This is a genomic window from Clostridioides sp. ES-W-0018-02 (genome assembly GCF_020658175.1).
Classification (GTDB): domain Bacteria; phylum Bacillota; class Clostridia; order Peptostreptococcales; family Peptostreptococcaceae; genus Clostridioides.
Map to the genome: position 1 here is coordinate 1 of NZ_JACVVY010000024.1, position 14,863 is coordinate 14,863.

Annotated in this window: 14 protein-coding genes; 4 read left to right on the forward strand and 10 right to left on the reverse strand. The window is 28.0% G+C overall.

Going from position 1 to position 14,863, the window contains the following annotated elements:
• Positions 1 to 38 precede the first annotated feature (38 nt).
• Both IC219_RS20735 and IC219_RS20740 read right to left on the reverse strand, forming a co-directional pair.
• A complete protein-coding gene (locus IC219_RS20735) occupies positions 39 to 1,058 on the reverse strand; it encodes a hypothetical protein (protein ID WP_227861675.1) in 1,020 nt (339 codons plus the stop codon).
• Positions 1,052 to 1,567 carry a hypothetical protein gene (locus IC219_RS20740; RefSeq protein WP_227853459.1) on the reverse strand — a complete coding sequence of 172 codons (516 nt, stop codon included), beginning with the start codon at positions 1,565 to 1,567 and terminating at the stop codon, positions 1,052 to 1,054. Before IC219_RS20740 ends, IC219_RS20735 begins: the two co-directional genes overlap by 7 nt.
• 616 nt (positions 1,568 to 2,183) lie before the next feature.
• Here IC219_RS20740 and IC219_RS21880 point away from each other — a divergent pair.
• Complete coding sequence (locus IC219_RS21880) at positions 2,184 to 2,318, forward strand: hypothetical protein (RefSeq protein WP_255613072.1); 135 nt, start codon at positions 2,184 to 2,186, stop codon at positions 2,316 to 2,318.
• 114 nt (positions 2,319 to 2,432) lie between these two features.
• Here IC219_RS21880 and IC219_RS20745 read toward each other — a convergent pair whose 3' ends face one another.
• From IC219_RS20745 to dcm, 3 genes are all read right to left on the reverse strand, one after another.
• Positions 2,433 to 3,026 carry a recombinase family protein gene (locus tag IC219_RS20745; protein WP_227853460.1) on the reverse strand — a complete coding sequence of 198 codons (594 nt, stop codon included), beginning with the start codon at positions 3,024 to 3,026 and terminating at the stop codon, positions 2,433 to 2,435.
• Positions 3,027 to 3,150: 124 nt separating this feature from the next.
• Complete coding sequence (locus IC219_RS20750) at positions 3,151 to 3,540, reverse strand: hypothetical protein (protein WP_227853461.1); 390 nt, start codon at positions 3,538 to 3,540, stop codon at positions 3,151 to 3,153.
• Between the two features lie 191 nt (positions 3,541 to 3,731).
• A complete protein-coding gene (dcm, locus tag IC219_RS20755; RefSeq protein ID WP_227853462.1) occupies positions 3,732 to 4,817 on the reverse strand; it encodes a DNA (cytosine-5-)-methyltransferase in 1,086 nt (361 codons plus the stop codon).
• 198 nt (positions 4,818 to 5,015) lie between these two features.
• Between dcm and IC219_RS20760 the strand changes: the two genes are divergently transcribed.
• Complete coding sequence (locus IC219_RS20760; protein ID WP_227853463.1) at positions 5,016 to 5,825, forward strand: hypothetical protein; 810 nt, start codon at positions 5,016 to 5,018, stop codon at positions 5,823 to 5,825.
• On the forward strand, positions 5,818 to 6,207 hold the full coding sequence (locus IC219_RS20765) for a hypothetical protein (RefSeq protein ID WP_227853464.1): 390 nt from the start codon (positions 5,818 to 5,820) through the stop codon (positions 6,205 to 6,207). Before IC219_RS20760 ends, IC219_RS20765 begins: the two co-directional genes overlap by 8 nt.
• Positions 6,208 to 6,246: 39 nt before the next feature.
• Here the strand turns inward: IC219_RS20765 and IC219_RS20770 are convergent, their stop codons facing one another.
• Positions 6,247 to 7,002, reverse strand: a complete 756-nt coding sequence (locus tag IC219_RS20770) for an AAA family ATPase (protein WP_227853465.1) — start codon at positions 7,000 to 7,002, stop codon at positions 6,247 to 6,249.
• Positions 7,003 to 7,256: 254 nt separating this feature from the next.
• Entirely contained in the window at positions 7,257 to 8,996 is a 1,740-nt protein-coding gene (locus tag IC219_RS20775) for a helix-turn-helix domain-containing protein (protein WP_227853466.1), read from the reverse strand.
• Between the two features lie 354 nt (positions 8,997 to 9,350).
• Here IC219_RS20775 and IC219_RS20780 point away from each other — a divergent pair, with 354 nt between their 5' ends.
• Positions 9,351 to 9,656, forward strand: coding sequence for a hypothetical protein (locus IC219_RS20780; RefSeq protein WP_227853467.1), 306 nt, complete (start codon positions 9,351 to 9,353; stop codon positions 9,654 to 9,656).
• 56 nt (positions 9,657 to 9,712) lie between these two features.
• On the opposite strand, the gene IC219_RS20785 is transcribed toward IC219_RS20780, so the two are convergent.
• The 3 genes from IC219_RS20785 to IC219_RS20795 all read right to left on the reverse strand — a co-directional run bounded on the left by IC219_RS20785 (position 9,713) and on the right by IC219_RS20795 (position 14,726).
• Complete coding sequence (locus IC219_RS20785; protein ID WP_227853468.1) at positions 9,713 to 12,793, reverse strand: hypothetical protein; 3,081 nt, start codon at positions 12,791 to 12,793, stop codon at positions 9,713 to 9,715.
• A 106-nt stretch (positions 12,794 to 12,899) separates the two neighbouring features.
• A complete protein-coding gene (locus IC219_RS20790; RefSeq protein WP_227853469.1) occupies positions 12,900 to 14,234 on the reverse strand; it encodes a cell wall-binding repeat-containing protein in 1,335 nt (444 codons plus the stop codon).
• 15 nt (positions 14,235 to 14,249) lie between these two features.
• Complete coding sequence (locus tag IC219_RS20795) at positions 14,250 to 14,726, reverse strand: hypothetical protein (protein WP_227853470.1); 477 nt, start codon at positions 14,724 to 14,726, stop codon at positions 14,250 to 14,252.
• Positions 14,727 to 14,863: the final 137 nt, after the last annotated feature.

The following is a 14,863-nucleotide window of genomic DNA, read 5'->3' on the forward strand; positions in this document are numbered from 1 at the left end:
CCTTTTTGTGTTTGTTTTATAACACAATTATAACATATTTATATGTATTTTGCTATATCTAAAGAGGTTATACCTATTTTTATTTTTTCTGGGTTTATACCATTTTTTAGTAAAATATTCTCTTTTACATTTATACTTTTTATTTGTTTAGACTTAAAATCTACACTCTTTTTTAATATGTTATTCTTAATTTCTGTTGCATTTTTTTTTGAATATGTATATATACATAACCTAATATTTAAGCTATAATTTCTGTTAAAATATTTTAAAAACATAAAATATATGTAGCATATGTTATTTATTATTTTTGTAGTATTTTTAGTGTTGTACATATCTAAAAAGCCAACTTCTATTTTTAAATTTGAACCTTTTATATTAATTTTTTCTAAAAAAAAGTTCCTGCATAACATGTTATTAAAATTAAAATAATAGCAATTTCCCATCATTTTTATGCTTTTTTGGCGTCTTTTTAGCAATTCTACATCTGTTACTGTTGTCTTTTTATCTTTTTTAAACCTATTTTCCATAATAATTTTTTTCGCTGTGCTTATTCTTAAATCCTCTTCGAAATCCTTCTCCAATACATTTTTATATTTGTTGTAAAGTATTTTATAAATTTCTTCTTCCTCTTTTTTTAATATTGTGTTATCTTTTGTGTTTAACATATCTAACACATAATTTAAATTTATATCCTGCAAATCCTCTATTTTTTTTAATATATATTCTGTTTTAAAAACACCCTTTATAATTTTTTCTTGTGTTAATTTAATGCTTTGCACATTCCTACTTTTTATATTTTCTAATTTGGAAACTGGGTATTTAGTTAAATAGATTAACTTTCTATTTGTGTTTAAAAATTGTTTTTTACTTAAAATATTTTGTTGTGCAAGTTCTGCTATAGCAATATCTGCATCTATTTCTCTATACTTTGTTAGTTTTAAACACAACTGTGTTAATTGTTGTTTTAAAACAATTTTGTTACATAAATAATAAATTATATCTATTATTTCTTTATGCTTTTTAAAAGTATTTTCTTTTTGTTTTGGAATTTTTAACATTTAACCATCTCCCCTTCTGCTTTTAATAAGGTTATTGTATTTTCTTTTGCTTGTATTTCTTCCATCCCATAGTTATTTGTTATAACTTCGTATGCAATTTCTACTCCATTTTCTGTTGTGTAAACCATATCTGGAGCGGATAATTGTTTGTTATCCCACATCTCTGCCCACCTATCTGCTTCTTTTAAATCCTGTTCTTTTAATTTTTCTATTTCTTCCACCATCCTGTATCTTATTTCTGTTTCTGTTTTAACACTATCTTGTTCTTTTTGTGTTAATGTACAATATTTATCTGCAATTTTTAAATCATGCCTTGGACTTTGTGCCGAATATGGTTTTATGTTAAATTCTCTCTCTACAAGTTTTCTACCCTCTGTAGTTAATTTATAGGCCACTCCATTTTTTTCTCCTTTTTGGATAAAAGGAACTTTTTCTAATAATTTATCTCTTCCATAATTTTTTAGTCTTGTTTTTGTTATGTTAAAATTTTTAAAATGTTGTTCTTGCATATGTCCTACTCTTCCGAGTGCCTTAAAAGCATCTACGTCTCTGCTATAAAAATTTGTATATTTATAATTTTTAATAAAAAATCTACCTCCAGTTTTTTTTGTTTTTAAAAGAAAAATATTCCTGTCAGGAATATTTTTGCCTTTAGCAAACCATTAGTTTGCTATAAGGTACCCCCAAAAAGGGGCGACCGAATTTCGTCCTGATCGGGTCGGGCTTGCCCAAACTCCCTTGGGAGTTTCCCGTGCTAAGGCGAAACACCACCCAACATCCATTTCGCAAGCCCGATAGGAGCGTAGGGGGAATGGAGTATGTTGGGTAGGTGGGGAGCCCCTTTCCTCGCGTCCACCATCTCTGTATGTTTTTACAGCATATGCATCAGTGGTGTATATGGGTGAATAGCGTAGCTATTTACCTCTATATTTTGTTATATAAAATGTGTAAAAATTTTATAACTTTATAGCTTATTAAGCCATAAAAAAAGTACAAAAACTATAGTTTTTGTACTCGCAAAATTATAGTTTACGCAAGTAAAATCTATAATTTTATATACATATTTAAAGGTTTTATTTTTTTAAAGTTACTTAAAAGGAAAAGAATTTTAGAGGGGGGATTTAAATGCATCTATTTAGGTTTTTATACTACACATTGTGTAGTCCAGAAGTTTGGGGATTTTGTATAATTGCATTTGCATTATACAAAGTTTTTGCAAAAACAAAGTTTGTACAAACATTAAAAAAACAACTTAAATAAGTTGTTTTTTTAATTCTTAGAAAAAACTACAATAATATCTGCATACCTTATATATATAAAAATCGTAGAAACTACAATAGAATTTGCATACTTTTATATACAAAAACTACAATACTACATATTTTCCGACACATTTTTATTTTTATTTGCCATCCTTTTTGCTCTTTGCAACGTACTTTTGCTAATGCCAGTTAATTTTTCCACTTGTGTGTAGGAATTATTTTCTAACAAGTCCAGTGCATGTTCTATTTGCATTTTAGAATATTTCTTTGGCCTACCTTCTTTAAAATTTGGATTTTGTTTTGCAATTTCTTTCCCAGCACAAGTTCTTTCTAAAATTAGATTTTTTTCCATTTCTGCAACTGCCAATAAAGTTGTTATAAAAAATTTTCCAAGTGTAGTATTTTCTAATAATCCAATGTTTAAAACATGTACAGAAATACCTTTGTCGAACAAATTTTGTATAAGATTAAAACCTTCTGTTGCATTTCTTGCCAGTCTGTCCAATTTTGTTACTACTATTTTGTCCCCCTCTTTCATCCTGTTTATTAAGTCTTTTAAAATTGGTCTCTCTGCGGTACTGCCTGTATGTTGTTCTTTAGATATTTTTGCGTCATTGTAATGTTTTTTAATTTCTTGTTCTTGTTGATCTAAACTATTATTAGAAAGTTGCATTCTGCTGCTTACTCTACAATAACCGTATATCATTAAAATATATGCCTCCTTTTTTGACTATGAGTTTTGACCATTCTATATAGGTTTATTTTACTACACAACAAAAACATAGTCAAAACCGTCAAGTTTTGACTACGTTATGAAATTCCTAAATTTCCTATAATCCAAACTTTTCTTCAATTTCAATAATATCTTTTTTTATTTTTTGTAAACTTTTAAACTCCCCTTCTGTTAAATTAAATGGATTTATTTTACTAACTTCTGCATTAATTTCTAAAATTGCTTTACTAAAAATACTTTTTACTATCTGTTCTATATCTACATCATTTATATGCAGGCAATTTTTCTTATAAATTCCTCTTTCAGTCCTTATTATTACGTTATTTTTAACGAGTTTATTAATAACACCACTTACTTTTCCATCTGTATATTTCTCTTTTAATAGTTCTTTACATTCTTTCTTTACTGTTTCATAATCGACTTCACTCTCATCAGTAAAAATTTTATCCAATAATAATTTTTCGATTTTTCTTGAATCATTTAACATTTTTTATCCTCCTTTATATTAAATAGTATATTCATTGTATTTATAATATCATATATATGCATATATTACAATATAATTTAAAGTATGCATATATTGCATTTTTACCATAATCTATATAAGAAAGATTCAATAAAAATAAAAAAAGTATAGGCTTGAAGTCAAATACATAAACTTCAAGCCTATACTTTTATTTAGTTAACAGTTTCAATTGCATTTATCATATTTGAAACAATTCTTTCTACTACTGTTACAGTTACACAATTCCCTGCCTGCTTATATTTTTGACTATCTGGGTATACTTTTTCTTTTCCTTTATCATCAAAAAATTTATCTGGAAACTTATACTCTTCTAAATTAAAACCTTGAAAAAGAAGACATTCTTCTGGCGTTAATTTTCTTATATCATAGTTGTCCCTTACTAATGGAACATTATGCCCACCTGTTCCCATATTCGCAGTAAGTGTTGGACACACATTATTTCTATTTTCCCTAATATACATTCCTCTTCTAATTTGATATAAAGTATCTTGTCTTGTCATTTCTACAACTAAATCTTGATAATACTTTGTTTTGTTATAATAATATTTATCATTTTTTTTCTCATTTAAATTTATAATATCTCCTATATTTCTATTTAATTCTATAGCTTCTGGAAAAGAAAAATTCTCCGCTATATCTTCATTTAAAAACCCAACAATAAATATACGTTCTCTATTCTGTGGTACATTCCCATGTGTCATAGAATTTAATACTTCTGACTTAATCGTATATCCAAGATTTTTCAAATGCTGCTCTATTATTTTAAAGGTTCTTCCATTATCATGCGTTTTTAGATTCTTAACATTTTCTAATAAAAATGCTTGTGGTCTTTTAGCTTTAAGCACTTTTTCTATTTCAAAAAACATATTCCCTCGTTCATCTTCAAATCCCTTCCGTTCTCCCGCAATTGAGAATGCCTGACAAGGAAAACCACCATTTAATATATCTATATCTGGTATTTCCTTATCTATTCTTTTTAATAAATCCTCTTCACTTTCTATTCTTTTTATTTTTATTAATTTTCTTCTCTCTTTTATTTTCTTATTTATTTTTTTTGCATGTGTTATGTCACGTATATCACCTTCGATTAAGTATTTAGCCCCATTAAAATTATGTCTATATGTATAACATGCATACTTATCTATTTCATTTGCCCATACAATTTCACAATCATTTCTTTTAAAACCTAAACATATCCCACCTATTCCAGCAAACATACTTCCTACTTTATATGGCATTTTCTTATATCACTCCTAACTAATTATATCTTAATAATATTATCACAACTTAAATACAAATTTACTTATATTTTTTTATTAAATATATTTTATATTTGTCAATGAATTTAATTTCATTTTTTATTTAATGCAACACATGTATTATACCATTATAAGCTACATTAAAACAATTTAAATTTATTAGGAGGATTTTATAAAATGATTTTAACACCTTTAAAAAATGAAGAATTATTAGACCTATTTGATCCAACATCTTTGAGAGTCTTAGATTTTTGCATGAAAAAGACCTTAATTGCACAACCTGAAAGACTGATAAACCAAGCTCCATTACCAATACAAGTTCCAAAAGAACATATAGAACAGTGGGTAGCTCAAGCTATAGGTGCAGTTCCTGTTGGGGCAGGTTCTTATCCGGTGGACTTGATAAAAGAAAATGAATTTGGAGCGGATATAAAAATGCTTTCTTGCAAAATAAATGCATCTGGACAGTTAAGCGATACAACTTCTGGAGAAACTTCCCTTGCGCAAAAATTTACAAGTGCAGGAGTAAATTTAGATATTGCTTTTGCGAATAAAGAGTATGATAAAATCGTACAAGATTGGAGTAATATATTAGAGTTAAAATTAAGTAGAGTTAAAGTTGAACAAAACATCAATAAGATATATTACATATTTATTCTAAGAGCTGCATCTAAATTTTATCTATGTGCTACCAAAGTAGACTTAGATTTAATTAACACAATGTCCGCAGATAAAGATAATTCTACATCTACTTCTGTATTTGTAAATAATTTGATCGATGATAATTTTGGAAATGCTAAAATCTATAAATCTAAAAAAAGATTAGAATTAAGATTAAAACCTAAGTATTGGGTGGAAAACAATTATGTTATAACATTTGATTTTAACAATTATGTTTCTCCAATGATAAATTTAAGAGATTTAGTCCAAAATCAAAATCTTATCGAATATATGAATAGATTCATTGGAGATGTTTTTAATGAATAAAAATAACTTTGAAATTAATTTTAACAAAAATATTTCTAACATAATTAGAAACAAAATTGACGAACTAAATAACTACAAAGTTATCTTGAGAGAAATAATTCCTAAAATAGATATTAAAGAAAAAGAGAATGAATTAAAACTTACAGATTCTAAACTATTGGAAGAAATTAAAAATCTTTTTGATGAAGATTGCATAACGGATAGGACTTTTAAAAATATAAAAGATGGTTCTACATCAAGCAGTGCATTTAATGTATTTATAATTATTTATGTTTTAAATGATTTATCCGATGAAATAAATAAAAAATACATTTCTTATGGAAAAAATAGTGCTATAAAATTGATTGATATAGAAGAACTAATGATTCCTTTAAAAGCCTAAAACAAAAGACATGTAAGAGATCTCTTGCATGTCTTTTGTTTATATTATAAATTCTGTACCTTTTGCAGAGCTTGTCCAATGCCTTCTGGCCACATCAAAAAAATTAAATTCTTCTTCTGGAATTTGTATTCCTATATGTTTATTAACATTTGTAACAGTATCTTCCACATAAAAATATTTGTTGTAATTTTTAGTTAATAAATCTTCTATTGTAAAATTTGTAGTTCCTGCTATATTATTTAAAATTTTATCTCCCATAGCTATAACTTTATATATATTATTATTGTCTTGTAAAAAATGGAAAATAGAATTTACCAAATTTGCAAGGTAGGGATTTATCCCTGCTGGATAATTGTAATTATCTATAAGCACTACGGTTTTTAACCCTGTATTTACATAAATTTGTTTTAAAATAAACTCTAATAAAAATGGTATTGGTAACGCTTTTAAATCTTTGTTATATTTATTTGGTTTTATATTATATTTAGTTACATACATATGTAACATGCTATAAAAATCTTCTTCCTTTTTTATAGTTTTAAAGTCTAACCAAAGTGCATTAAACTTTCCTTGTAGCTTTAAAAATTCTTCTGTTTTGCTTATTTTTAAGTTTCTAAAAAGTTCTTTGTTCTCTGTTGCATTTTCTATAGTGTAGAAATAGTAAGCCATACTTAAATTTACTGTTTTACCCCATCTTGGTGGGTAGACAAGAACTGTGTACTTATTTAAGTACTGTAGAAGTAATGTTGCATCTTTGTATTCTTTAAGTTCAATAAGGTTTCTAAAACGCTGCATCTAAGTCAAGCTCCTTTCTTTTTATTTTATAATACTACAATTATATATAATGTATCAGCTTTTTACCCATAGTACTATAAAGCCCCCTCTCCCTCCGCTCCCCCCCTGTCATTATTATTAGTGTGAATAGCTGTCGGTTAATCTTTTAAAACGGCTTAATATCAACGTTTTATGGCCTCCCTTTAATATGTGAATAGCTGTCGGTTAATTTATTTTTTAATAACAAAAATATAGGAGCAAATGCTCCTATATTTCTAATAATTTAAATTATATATACAATGTGTAATATTATCTTTTTCTATTGTTTTTTTAGTTATATATTTTTTTCTAACTAAGCTGTCAGTCATTTTTGATACTGCACTATGATCCTTTTTCCCAATTTTTTTTGCCAGATATTTTTGACTTGCCCAACAATCTTTATTATTACTACCCACCATAAAGCATAAATAGGTATATAACTTTATTTCTCCATCTGTTAAATTTGTTAGACTTAATGCCACAACAGAATTTTCCAACATTGTAAAACCAGCAATACTACTAAAGTATGGATTAATATAAAATATATACTTTTCTTTAATTCTTCTATTACTTTTTCTTTTGCATATATACCCCAGAGCCACTAAATCTTTTATATTACGTTCTATTGTTCTTTCTGTTACATTTGCATAAATTTGTATATCTTGTTTTGTAAATTCTTTTATTCCATTAACTTGCTCTGCAAGTTTAAGTGCTAAGTATATCTTTGCAGCACCATCTCTTATTACATCGAAATCCTCAAATAAGCTGTTTGGAATAAGTATTTTATTTTGTCTTGTAAATTTATTAAATTCTAAGTATCCATAAGCTTTTCTTAACTCTTCTGTGTATTTTCCATACTTACTTTTAAATCCATATTTATATATCCTGTCAATTTCATGCTCCAGAAAATTTTTATTTAGGTTTGGAGTACATAAACTCCCCCATATATTTAATATACTTTTTATAGTTTGTATGTTAAGTCCCAAACTATTCCTAAAAAAAGGTATTATAAATAACATTACTTTATTTCTTAAACCACTTTGTGCACCTTGTAGCATTTTTTGTACAGGTTCTGGCAATTTAGAAATATTAAGGTATTCCCCATACAAAGTCGTTAGGTTTTCTATTTTAATATTTTTAATTTCTTTTATTTTATTAATTTCTACTTTCTTTTCTTCTACTGTTATTGGTTCTGTTTTTAAAGAATTAATTTCTTCTGCTGTAAATTTTTCTGCTTGCTCTATTACACTTGGTAATGTATTTAAGGCTTTAAATACATACACTAAATTATATCTTTTATCCGTCCAACTTATATCTGTTGTAGGTAGAATTCCTTCTCCAAAATGTTTACTTTTTACATCTAAACTTTTGCAATTAAAAGAATATGGCATACGCATTACACGTGCACTATCTACTATTGCTGTATCTACTTTAAATCCTTTACTTAACATTAATTTTGTAAATTTGTTTAATATATCTTTATCCCAAACTTTTTCCTTTAATGGAATTATGCTTTGGAATCCATGTCCCGTAAATATATCTACTGTTTCTATTCCTATATCTATTAATTTTTTCTTTTCTTCTTTAAATTCTACATCTGTTATATTATCAAAATCTGCAACAAGAACACTTGTGTAAAGACTGTTACTATTATTTATTTTACCTTTTTGTTTGCCGTTTGTATTATTATAATTAAATGCAAAAACAGAATAATATAAACAATAACCTTGTCCGTTTAACAAGTTTAAAAAGTCTTTTAAACTGCTAATGTCCTTTTCTTCCAGTCTCCAGGTATTATAACTTTTTATATACTTTGCATCCTTATCCCTTTTTATAGGTCTTAATTCTACGGCTCCATCTTGGTAGTTGTCTTCTGTAAGCCAAGGATATATTATTCTTAAAAATCTTAGTTGTTTTTCTAATTGTTTTTTAATTTGTGCATCTGTAAAACTTGGAACTGTTGTAAATTTTTCCATTATTCCTCCTAAATTTTAGTTTAGGTAGGAACACCCCTATTTACTTTTAATATACATTAAACTAATTTTATGTTTATTTTTTCAAAAAAGATGATATAATAAAAGTAACTTAAAAATTTAGAGAACGCTTCTCCATTTGGGTTGTTGGGGCGTTTCTACCGTCAAAGAAGATGCTACCAACATCTTCTTTTTTATTTATATTAATTATATATGTTTTACCAAAAAACAACAACAAAATAGAGGTACTACCCCGCAAAAAATTATAAATTTTAAAGAAAAATACTATATTATATTAAACTTTTTTATGTTTATTTTTTTTAAATAGAATTTTTTAATAGGGATGGTGTTTTTTTAATGGATTTTAATTATGTTGTTTTTGCAAAAGTAGGTAATAAGGTTATAAGATCTAACAGGTTAGAGCAAATAGAATTTAACTTTCTTCAAAATTTTTTAGATTTTTTTAATGATGATAATTTTAATAGGGAAGAAGTTGTATTTAATTTAAAAGAATTTAAAAAGATAGAAAAAGATTTTTTTAACGATTGTAAGGAAATATTAAAATGTATCGGAAATTTAAAGGAAATTAAAAATTTATACGATTTTTTTAATAAGATAAAAAAATTAAATCCCAAAGATAAAATTATTTTTTATTGGGAATAGGAAAATAGGAAAAAGGGATGTATAAAGAGTACATACCCTTTTTTTTATTGTCTTTCTTACTGCACTATGTGGTCGTTTACATCATCAAACATACTGCCTCTAATCTCAAATTCAAGATTCTTTTCATCGCACAGCTTCTCTTTAGATTTAGTGCTTCCAACCCCTGTAAGCTCTGGAGTCCAAACATCTAAGCTATAGAATCCGTCTTTTGTATTAGTCCCAGTGTAAATTTTAATAGGTTCTTCCACTCCATTTTTAGATTTTTTCTGCATTGTATATCTTAAAACTGTCTTATCTGCATTTGTACTTACAACTGTTACATCAAAAACTTTTTGGCTTCCATAAATTCCTGTTGCAGATAAAGTCTTCCCATCTGCTGTTTTTACATATATATCTTTATAAATGTTTGGTGCCATATTTTGGTTAGTTACACTTAAACCTTTACTTGTACTTGTATTTCTTGTATCCCAAGCCTTTGGTTGCCCTGTTAGTGCATTAGTATCATATTCTACTGTTATGTCCAGCTCGTACCCATATCCAGCTTTAATTTTTGCTTTTTTTCTATCTGCTACTTTAGTTAAATCTACCCAACCATAACCTTTATCTGTTGTATACTTACTCTTAAATTTAACAGATTTTATATTATATTCCTCATAGTAATTTTCGTTTTTTGTCTGGCTTGTTCCATTTGTATATCTGTAAAAATCATATTCTCTACTTGCATCAAATTTTTTGTATTTTATATATTTTCCATTATAATTTAATGTTTTATGTGCTACATTCCAATTATTTTCTGTATTAAAAATGCTACAACCACCACTTGCAACTGGATTTATTGGAGGCAATTGTGTAGAGTAATTACTTCCTTTATTGTTTGCTTGTGTATTAAGGTCATTTTCCCAAAAATGTTTGTCTGCATTTGCATATACATTTACATTTAATTTCTTGCTACCACTTGTTATTGCAGTAATAGGTACTTTTATTTCTCTCGTTATGTCTTTGTTACTTCCTTTTTTCACATGGTCCGTAAACTGTAAAATTTGTCCATTTGGAAGTGTTATATGTGTTTTAATATCTGTTTCGAAAATTGGTGTTTGGCTTGGTGCTATTACATCAACATCATATTTCACTCCAAGTGTTATAAAGCTATCTTGGATAGGTCTTTCTTTGTCGTTAAACACTTTTACGTTGCTCACTTTTACATCATAATCGTAGAGCCACTTTTTCTGTGCTGTGTTATTACCTTTATTTAAATCCACTTCAACTGGAGCATTTACAGCAATTGTAGCTTCTGCACGTGGTACTTCCCACACAAAATATGGTGTTTCAAAATTCCAACTCTCTCCTTTATCTACTCCATAAAGATTTAAAGTTTTACTATTTTTATATAGTTCACTACCGCCTTGTGGTAGGTATCTTTTTGCAGTCCAGTTAAATTTAAATGCTTTTTTAACTCTGTATCTTGTTGTGTTACCTTCGCTGTCAGTTTTTGTTTTCCAGAATTCTTTGGAAGGCCCATGATAATCTACTATATATCTTATCTTATATTCTTCCCCAGGCTTCATGTAAAGGGCTTCTTTTCCATTTTTATCTATCATTTTTATATTGTTTACTTTTAAATCCCCAGGTTGTTCTTCTTCCTTGCCTTCTACACCTGCAACCACATGTCCCCAGTCGTTTGTTAGGTCTTTATTGTCTGTTTTATTATATACATCCCCTATGTATCCAGTAACTCTAAAAGCGGTTTTTGTATCTGCAGGTACTGTTACTTCTTTTGTTAATGTAACTGTTTTACCTGCTTCTATAAATCCACCACCACTTAAAGTACCTTTAGTACTATTGCTTGGATATTTTTGTGTATAATCATTTTTTGTAGCATTATTATCCGTTGCCGTACCAACATCTATAGTATTAGGCATTGTTTTTGTAGCAACATCTCCATTATTTTTTATAGTATATTCTACCTTATATTTTTCTCCTGGTGTTACTGTTCCATGCCCTGTGTAACTTATGTTATTGTCCCTGTCTCTCTTAAAAATTTTTAAAATTGCTCCATTTTTGTCTATTAATTTTATGTTGTTTATAGACACATCCCTTACGTCTTTAGAATCTAAGGGTGCAACTATAGTGTACGCATTTAAGCTACTTTTCCCTTTAAATGTTTTATCATTCCAGTTTTTTGTTTTTACTGTATAAACCCTAAAAATAGGAGTCTCTTTTGTTGGATCTGTTAAAAGGCTAAGGCTGTCCATCCACACATCTGCACTTATATTGCCATTATTTACTTTTTTACTTTGTTTGTTGTTATTATCCACTTGCAAAATTGTTCCATTTCTAAAACGTGGATCCTTTTTAAGTAACCTTTCAATAGCCTGTTTTTTAGCCATTTTATACTGCTCCCCATTATACTCATTCCATCCTCCAAATTTTTTGCATCCTTCACCTTGCCACAATATCCCAAAATCTGACATATGTGTTTCTGTCCCAGAGCCATCACAAGAAAAATATGGGTTTGTTATAACCTCTCCACGCAAGTTATATCCTAAATATCGCCATTCTCCATCTTTGTCAAATCTGGCATCGTAGTTGTTTGTAACGTTATCATTCGCCGACATTTGATATTTTTTACGTCCTTGATAGTTAGGTTCTACATTCACCTTGCTAAAATTTGTTTGGCTACCATTCCAATTTAAGTTCCAGTATCTATTTCTATAGCCAGAAGTCAAAGTCGAATCCATTTTCGTGTAAAAATTTTCTTTTGTGCCGTCTGCAGATGGAGATTTATAAACTTTTCCATCTTTATCTGTGTATTGTTCGTAGTACAGCATTTTATATCCATAACCGCCTTTTAACACACTTCTAACTTCTCCACCATCTTTTACATAGGTTCTTCCACCTCCACCTACATATGCTCCATCCACATCTCCAAAAAGCGGGTTTTTGGACATTATCTGGTTTTTATGGAAAGTACCACTTTGTGGTCTTCCATTTGCATCTACAGTCTTCATATCCCAAGTAATTCTACTGTTTTTTATTACAGTATCTTCTTCGCCATTCCAGGCGAAAGATTCTATGCTAAATGCTGTTAGTAACCCTAAAAGGGCCAAAACAGGTAAAGCTATCTTTTTTATATTCATTGTTTTAAATTTACCTCCTTTTTAGTTTTTTTATTATAGATAATTTTTTAAAATTTATAACTTTTTACATAAAAAAAGATACTTAAAATAAGTATCTTTTCTGCATTTAGTTATTATATATATCTACATAGTATCCCATATCCCCTATCTTTACTTCTACTTTTTTCCCGTCCAATTGCAGAATTTGGTCTTCAAATTTTCCTTTAAGAATATTATATAACTCCCCCCCCTTTGTTGGCAAAATTAACTTTAAACATTCTTTCACAGATGCAGAAAACTCTGGAGAATCTCCCAATAGGCCAATATAAATTCCAGTATCTTCTGCATTAATTATACCCATCTGTATGTTTCCAGTACCCTCTTTATTTTTTTGCATATATACATATGTTGTTTCGCCTTCAAGTTGCCATCCAAGTTCTGGTAGCTTATTTCTAAACTCTGCATTTGTAATAGCTCCAGGGACTTCTTCTCCCTTCAATATATTTAAAATTTCTCTAAAAACATTTTCATTTCCTCCATCGCCGACTTGTGTAACTTTACTAAATTCATGTTTTTTTATAAAATTTTTCTGGCTTGTACTTAATGTTTTGTCTGCTAAAAGCACTGGAGAATCTTCTTTTGCTCCTACAGGCCCTACAGAAAGTGCATCTATTAGGTCTCCCTCTCCAACCATTCCGTTTTTTGCAACAAAAACATTATTTAATGCCTTATCTGAATAAAAATAATCCATTACTTTTGCATTAGTATCTGTTCTGTCTGCTCCAGCAAATCTAATTACATTTTTTAATTTATTTACCACATTTTTAGAAACAGAACTTTCTCCACCTACTACGTAAGTTTTATTAAAAGTTTTTGCATAATCTTCTATATTTTTATTTAGATTATCTTTATCTGCAAATAAAATTGCAGTGTTACTTTTTGCTGGAGATGCTATACTTACTGCATCTGCAAGACCTTTATATCCATTTACAACTGCAACAGAATCTACATTTTCTAACTCTTTTGCTATTTTTAAACTTGTATCTATTCTATCTGTTCCACCAATTCTTTTTACATTTATATTTAAATTATTAAGTTCTTTTTCTACATTTGCACTTATTGTATTTGTACTACCAATTATATAAATGTTTTTAACACCTAATCTTATTATTTCTTTTTTTGTTTTAGTATTTAATCTATCTTTTTCTGTTAAAAGTACAGGTGCATTTTTTGCTGTTGCCAAAGGCGCAGAACATAAAGCATCTGCAATTGTATTACTATTTATTAAAACGGCATTTTCTGCATTTTGCCATTTATAACTACTTATTTTTAAACTTGTATCTATTCTATCTTCCCCTGCAAGTTTTACTTCTTCTATTTTTGTGTCTGCAAATCCAATCCCTGTATTTGCAAGTGCTATAACCCCTGTTGTTGCTATTATCCCTAATTTTTTTACTCCCATTTTTTACATCCCCCTTTATTTTTTATTTATAAAATCCATTAATGCTGTTGCAACAGCATCACGCTGGTTTAATTTATTTTTTTTGCAATGTTTACTAAACATGTCCATAATATTTTTGTAACTCCTAAAACTACGTGTTGTTACCTCTCCTGTAAATTCTGTTGTAGTTTCTGTTTTATTTTTATAATTATTAATAATTTCTTTTAAAATTATTACTTCTTCTTCTGTAAATTGCTGTGTTTGTTTATTTTTAACAGTTGTATTATTTTTTTGTGTTATCTTTTTAGTTTGCGTTGTGTTATCTTTTTTAATATCTTCTTTTTTAACAAATTGTTTAATGCTTTTATCTAAAAAATATCCGTTACGGTTTAATTTTCCTCTTAAGGTATCTTTGCCGAAACCTAAGTCTTTTTCTATCTTAGTTACACTTTCTTTGCCCGAAAGCCTTGTATTTGTTATATTTAACAATTCTTCTATATTATCCTTGTCCATTTATACACCACCTTTTTGTGTTTGTTTTATAACACAATTATAACATATTTATATGTATTTTGCTATATCTAAAGAGGTTATACCTATTTTTATTTTTTCTGGGTTTATACCATTTTTTAGTAAAATATTCTCTTTTA

Coding starts and splice junctions, on each gene's coding strand:
- IC219_RS20735 (WP_227861675.1), bottom strand. CDS start 1,058: ATGTTAAAAATTCCAAAACAAAAAGAAAATACTTTTAAAAAGCATAAA.
- IC219_RS20740 (WP_227853459.1), bottom strand. CDS start 1,567: ATGCAAGAACAACATTTTAAAAATTTTAACATAACAAAAACAAGACTA.
- IC219_RS21880 (WP_255613072.1), top strand. CDS start 2,184: ATGCATCTATTTAGGTTTTTATACTACACATTGTGTAGTCCAGAAGTT.
- IC219_RS20745 (WP_227853460.1), bottom strand. CDS start 3,026: ATGATATACGGTTATTGTAGAGTAAGCAGCAGAATGCAACTTTCTAAT.
- IC219_RS20750 (WP_227853461.1), bottom strand. CDS start 3,540: ATGTTAAATGATTCAAGAAAAATCGAAAAATTATTATTGGATAAAATT.
- dcm (WP_227853462.1), bottom strand. CDS start 4,817: ATGCCATATAAAGTAGGAAGTATGTTTGCTGGAATAGGTGGGATATGT.
- IC219_RS20760 (WP_227853463.1), top strand. CDS start 5,016: ATGATTTTAACACCTTTAAAAAATGAAGAATTATTAGACCTATTTGAT.
- IC219_RS20765 (WP_227853464.1), top strand. CDS start 5,818: ATGAATAAAAATAACTTTGAAATTAATTTTAACAAAAATATTTCTAAC.
- IC219_RS20770 (WP_227853465.1), bottom strand. CDS start 7,002: ATGCAGCGTTTTAGAAACCTTATTGAACTTAAAGAATACAAAGATGCA.
- IC219_RS20775 (WP_227853466.1), bottom strand. CDS start 8,996: ATGGAAAAATTTACAACAGTTCCAAGTTTTACAGATGCACAAATTAAA.
- IC219_RS20780 (WP_227853467.1), top strand. CDS start 9,351: ATGGATTTTAATTATGTTGTTTTTGCAAAAGTAGGTAATAAGGTTATA.
- IC219_RS20785 (WP_227853468.1), bottom strand. CDS start 12,793: ATGAATATAAAAAAGATAGCTTTACCTGTTTTGGCCCTTTTAGGGTTA.
- IC219_RS20790 (WP_227853469.1), bottom strand. CDS start 14,234: ATGGGAGTAAAAAAATTAGGGATAATAGCAACAACAGGGGTTATAGCA.
- IC219_RS20795 (WP_227853470.1), bottom strand. CDS start 14,726: ATGGACAAGGATAATATAGAAGAATTGTTAAATATAACAAATACAAGG.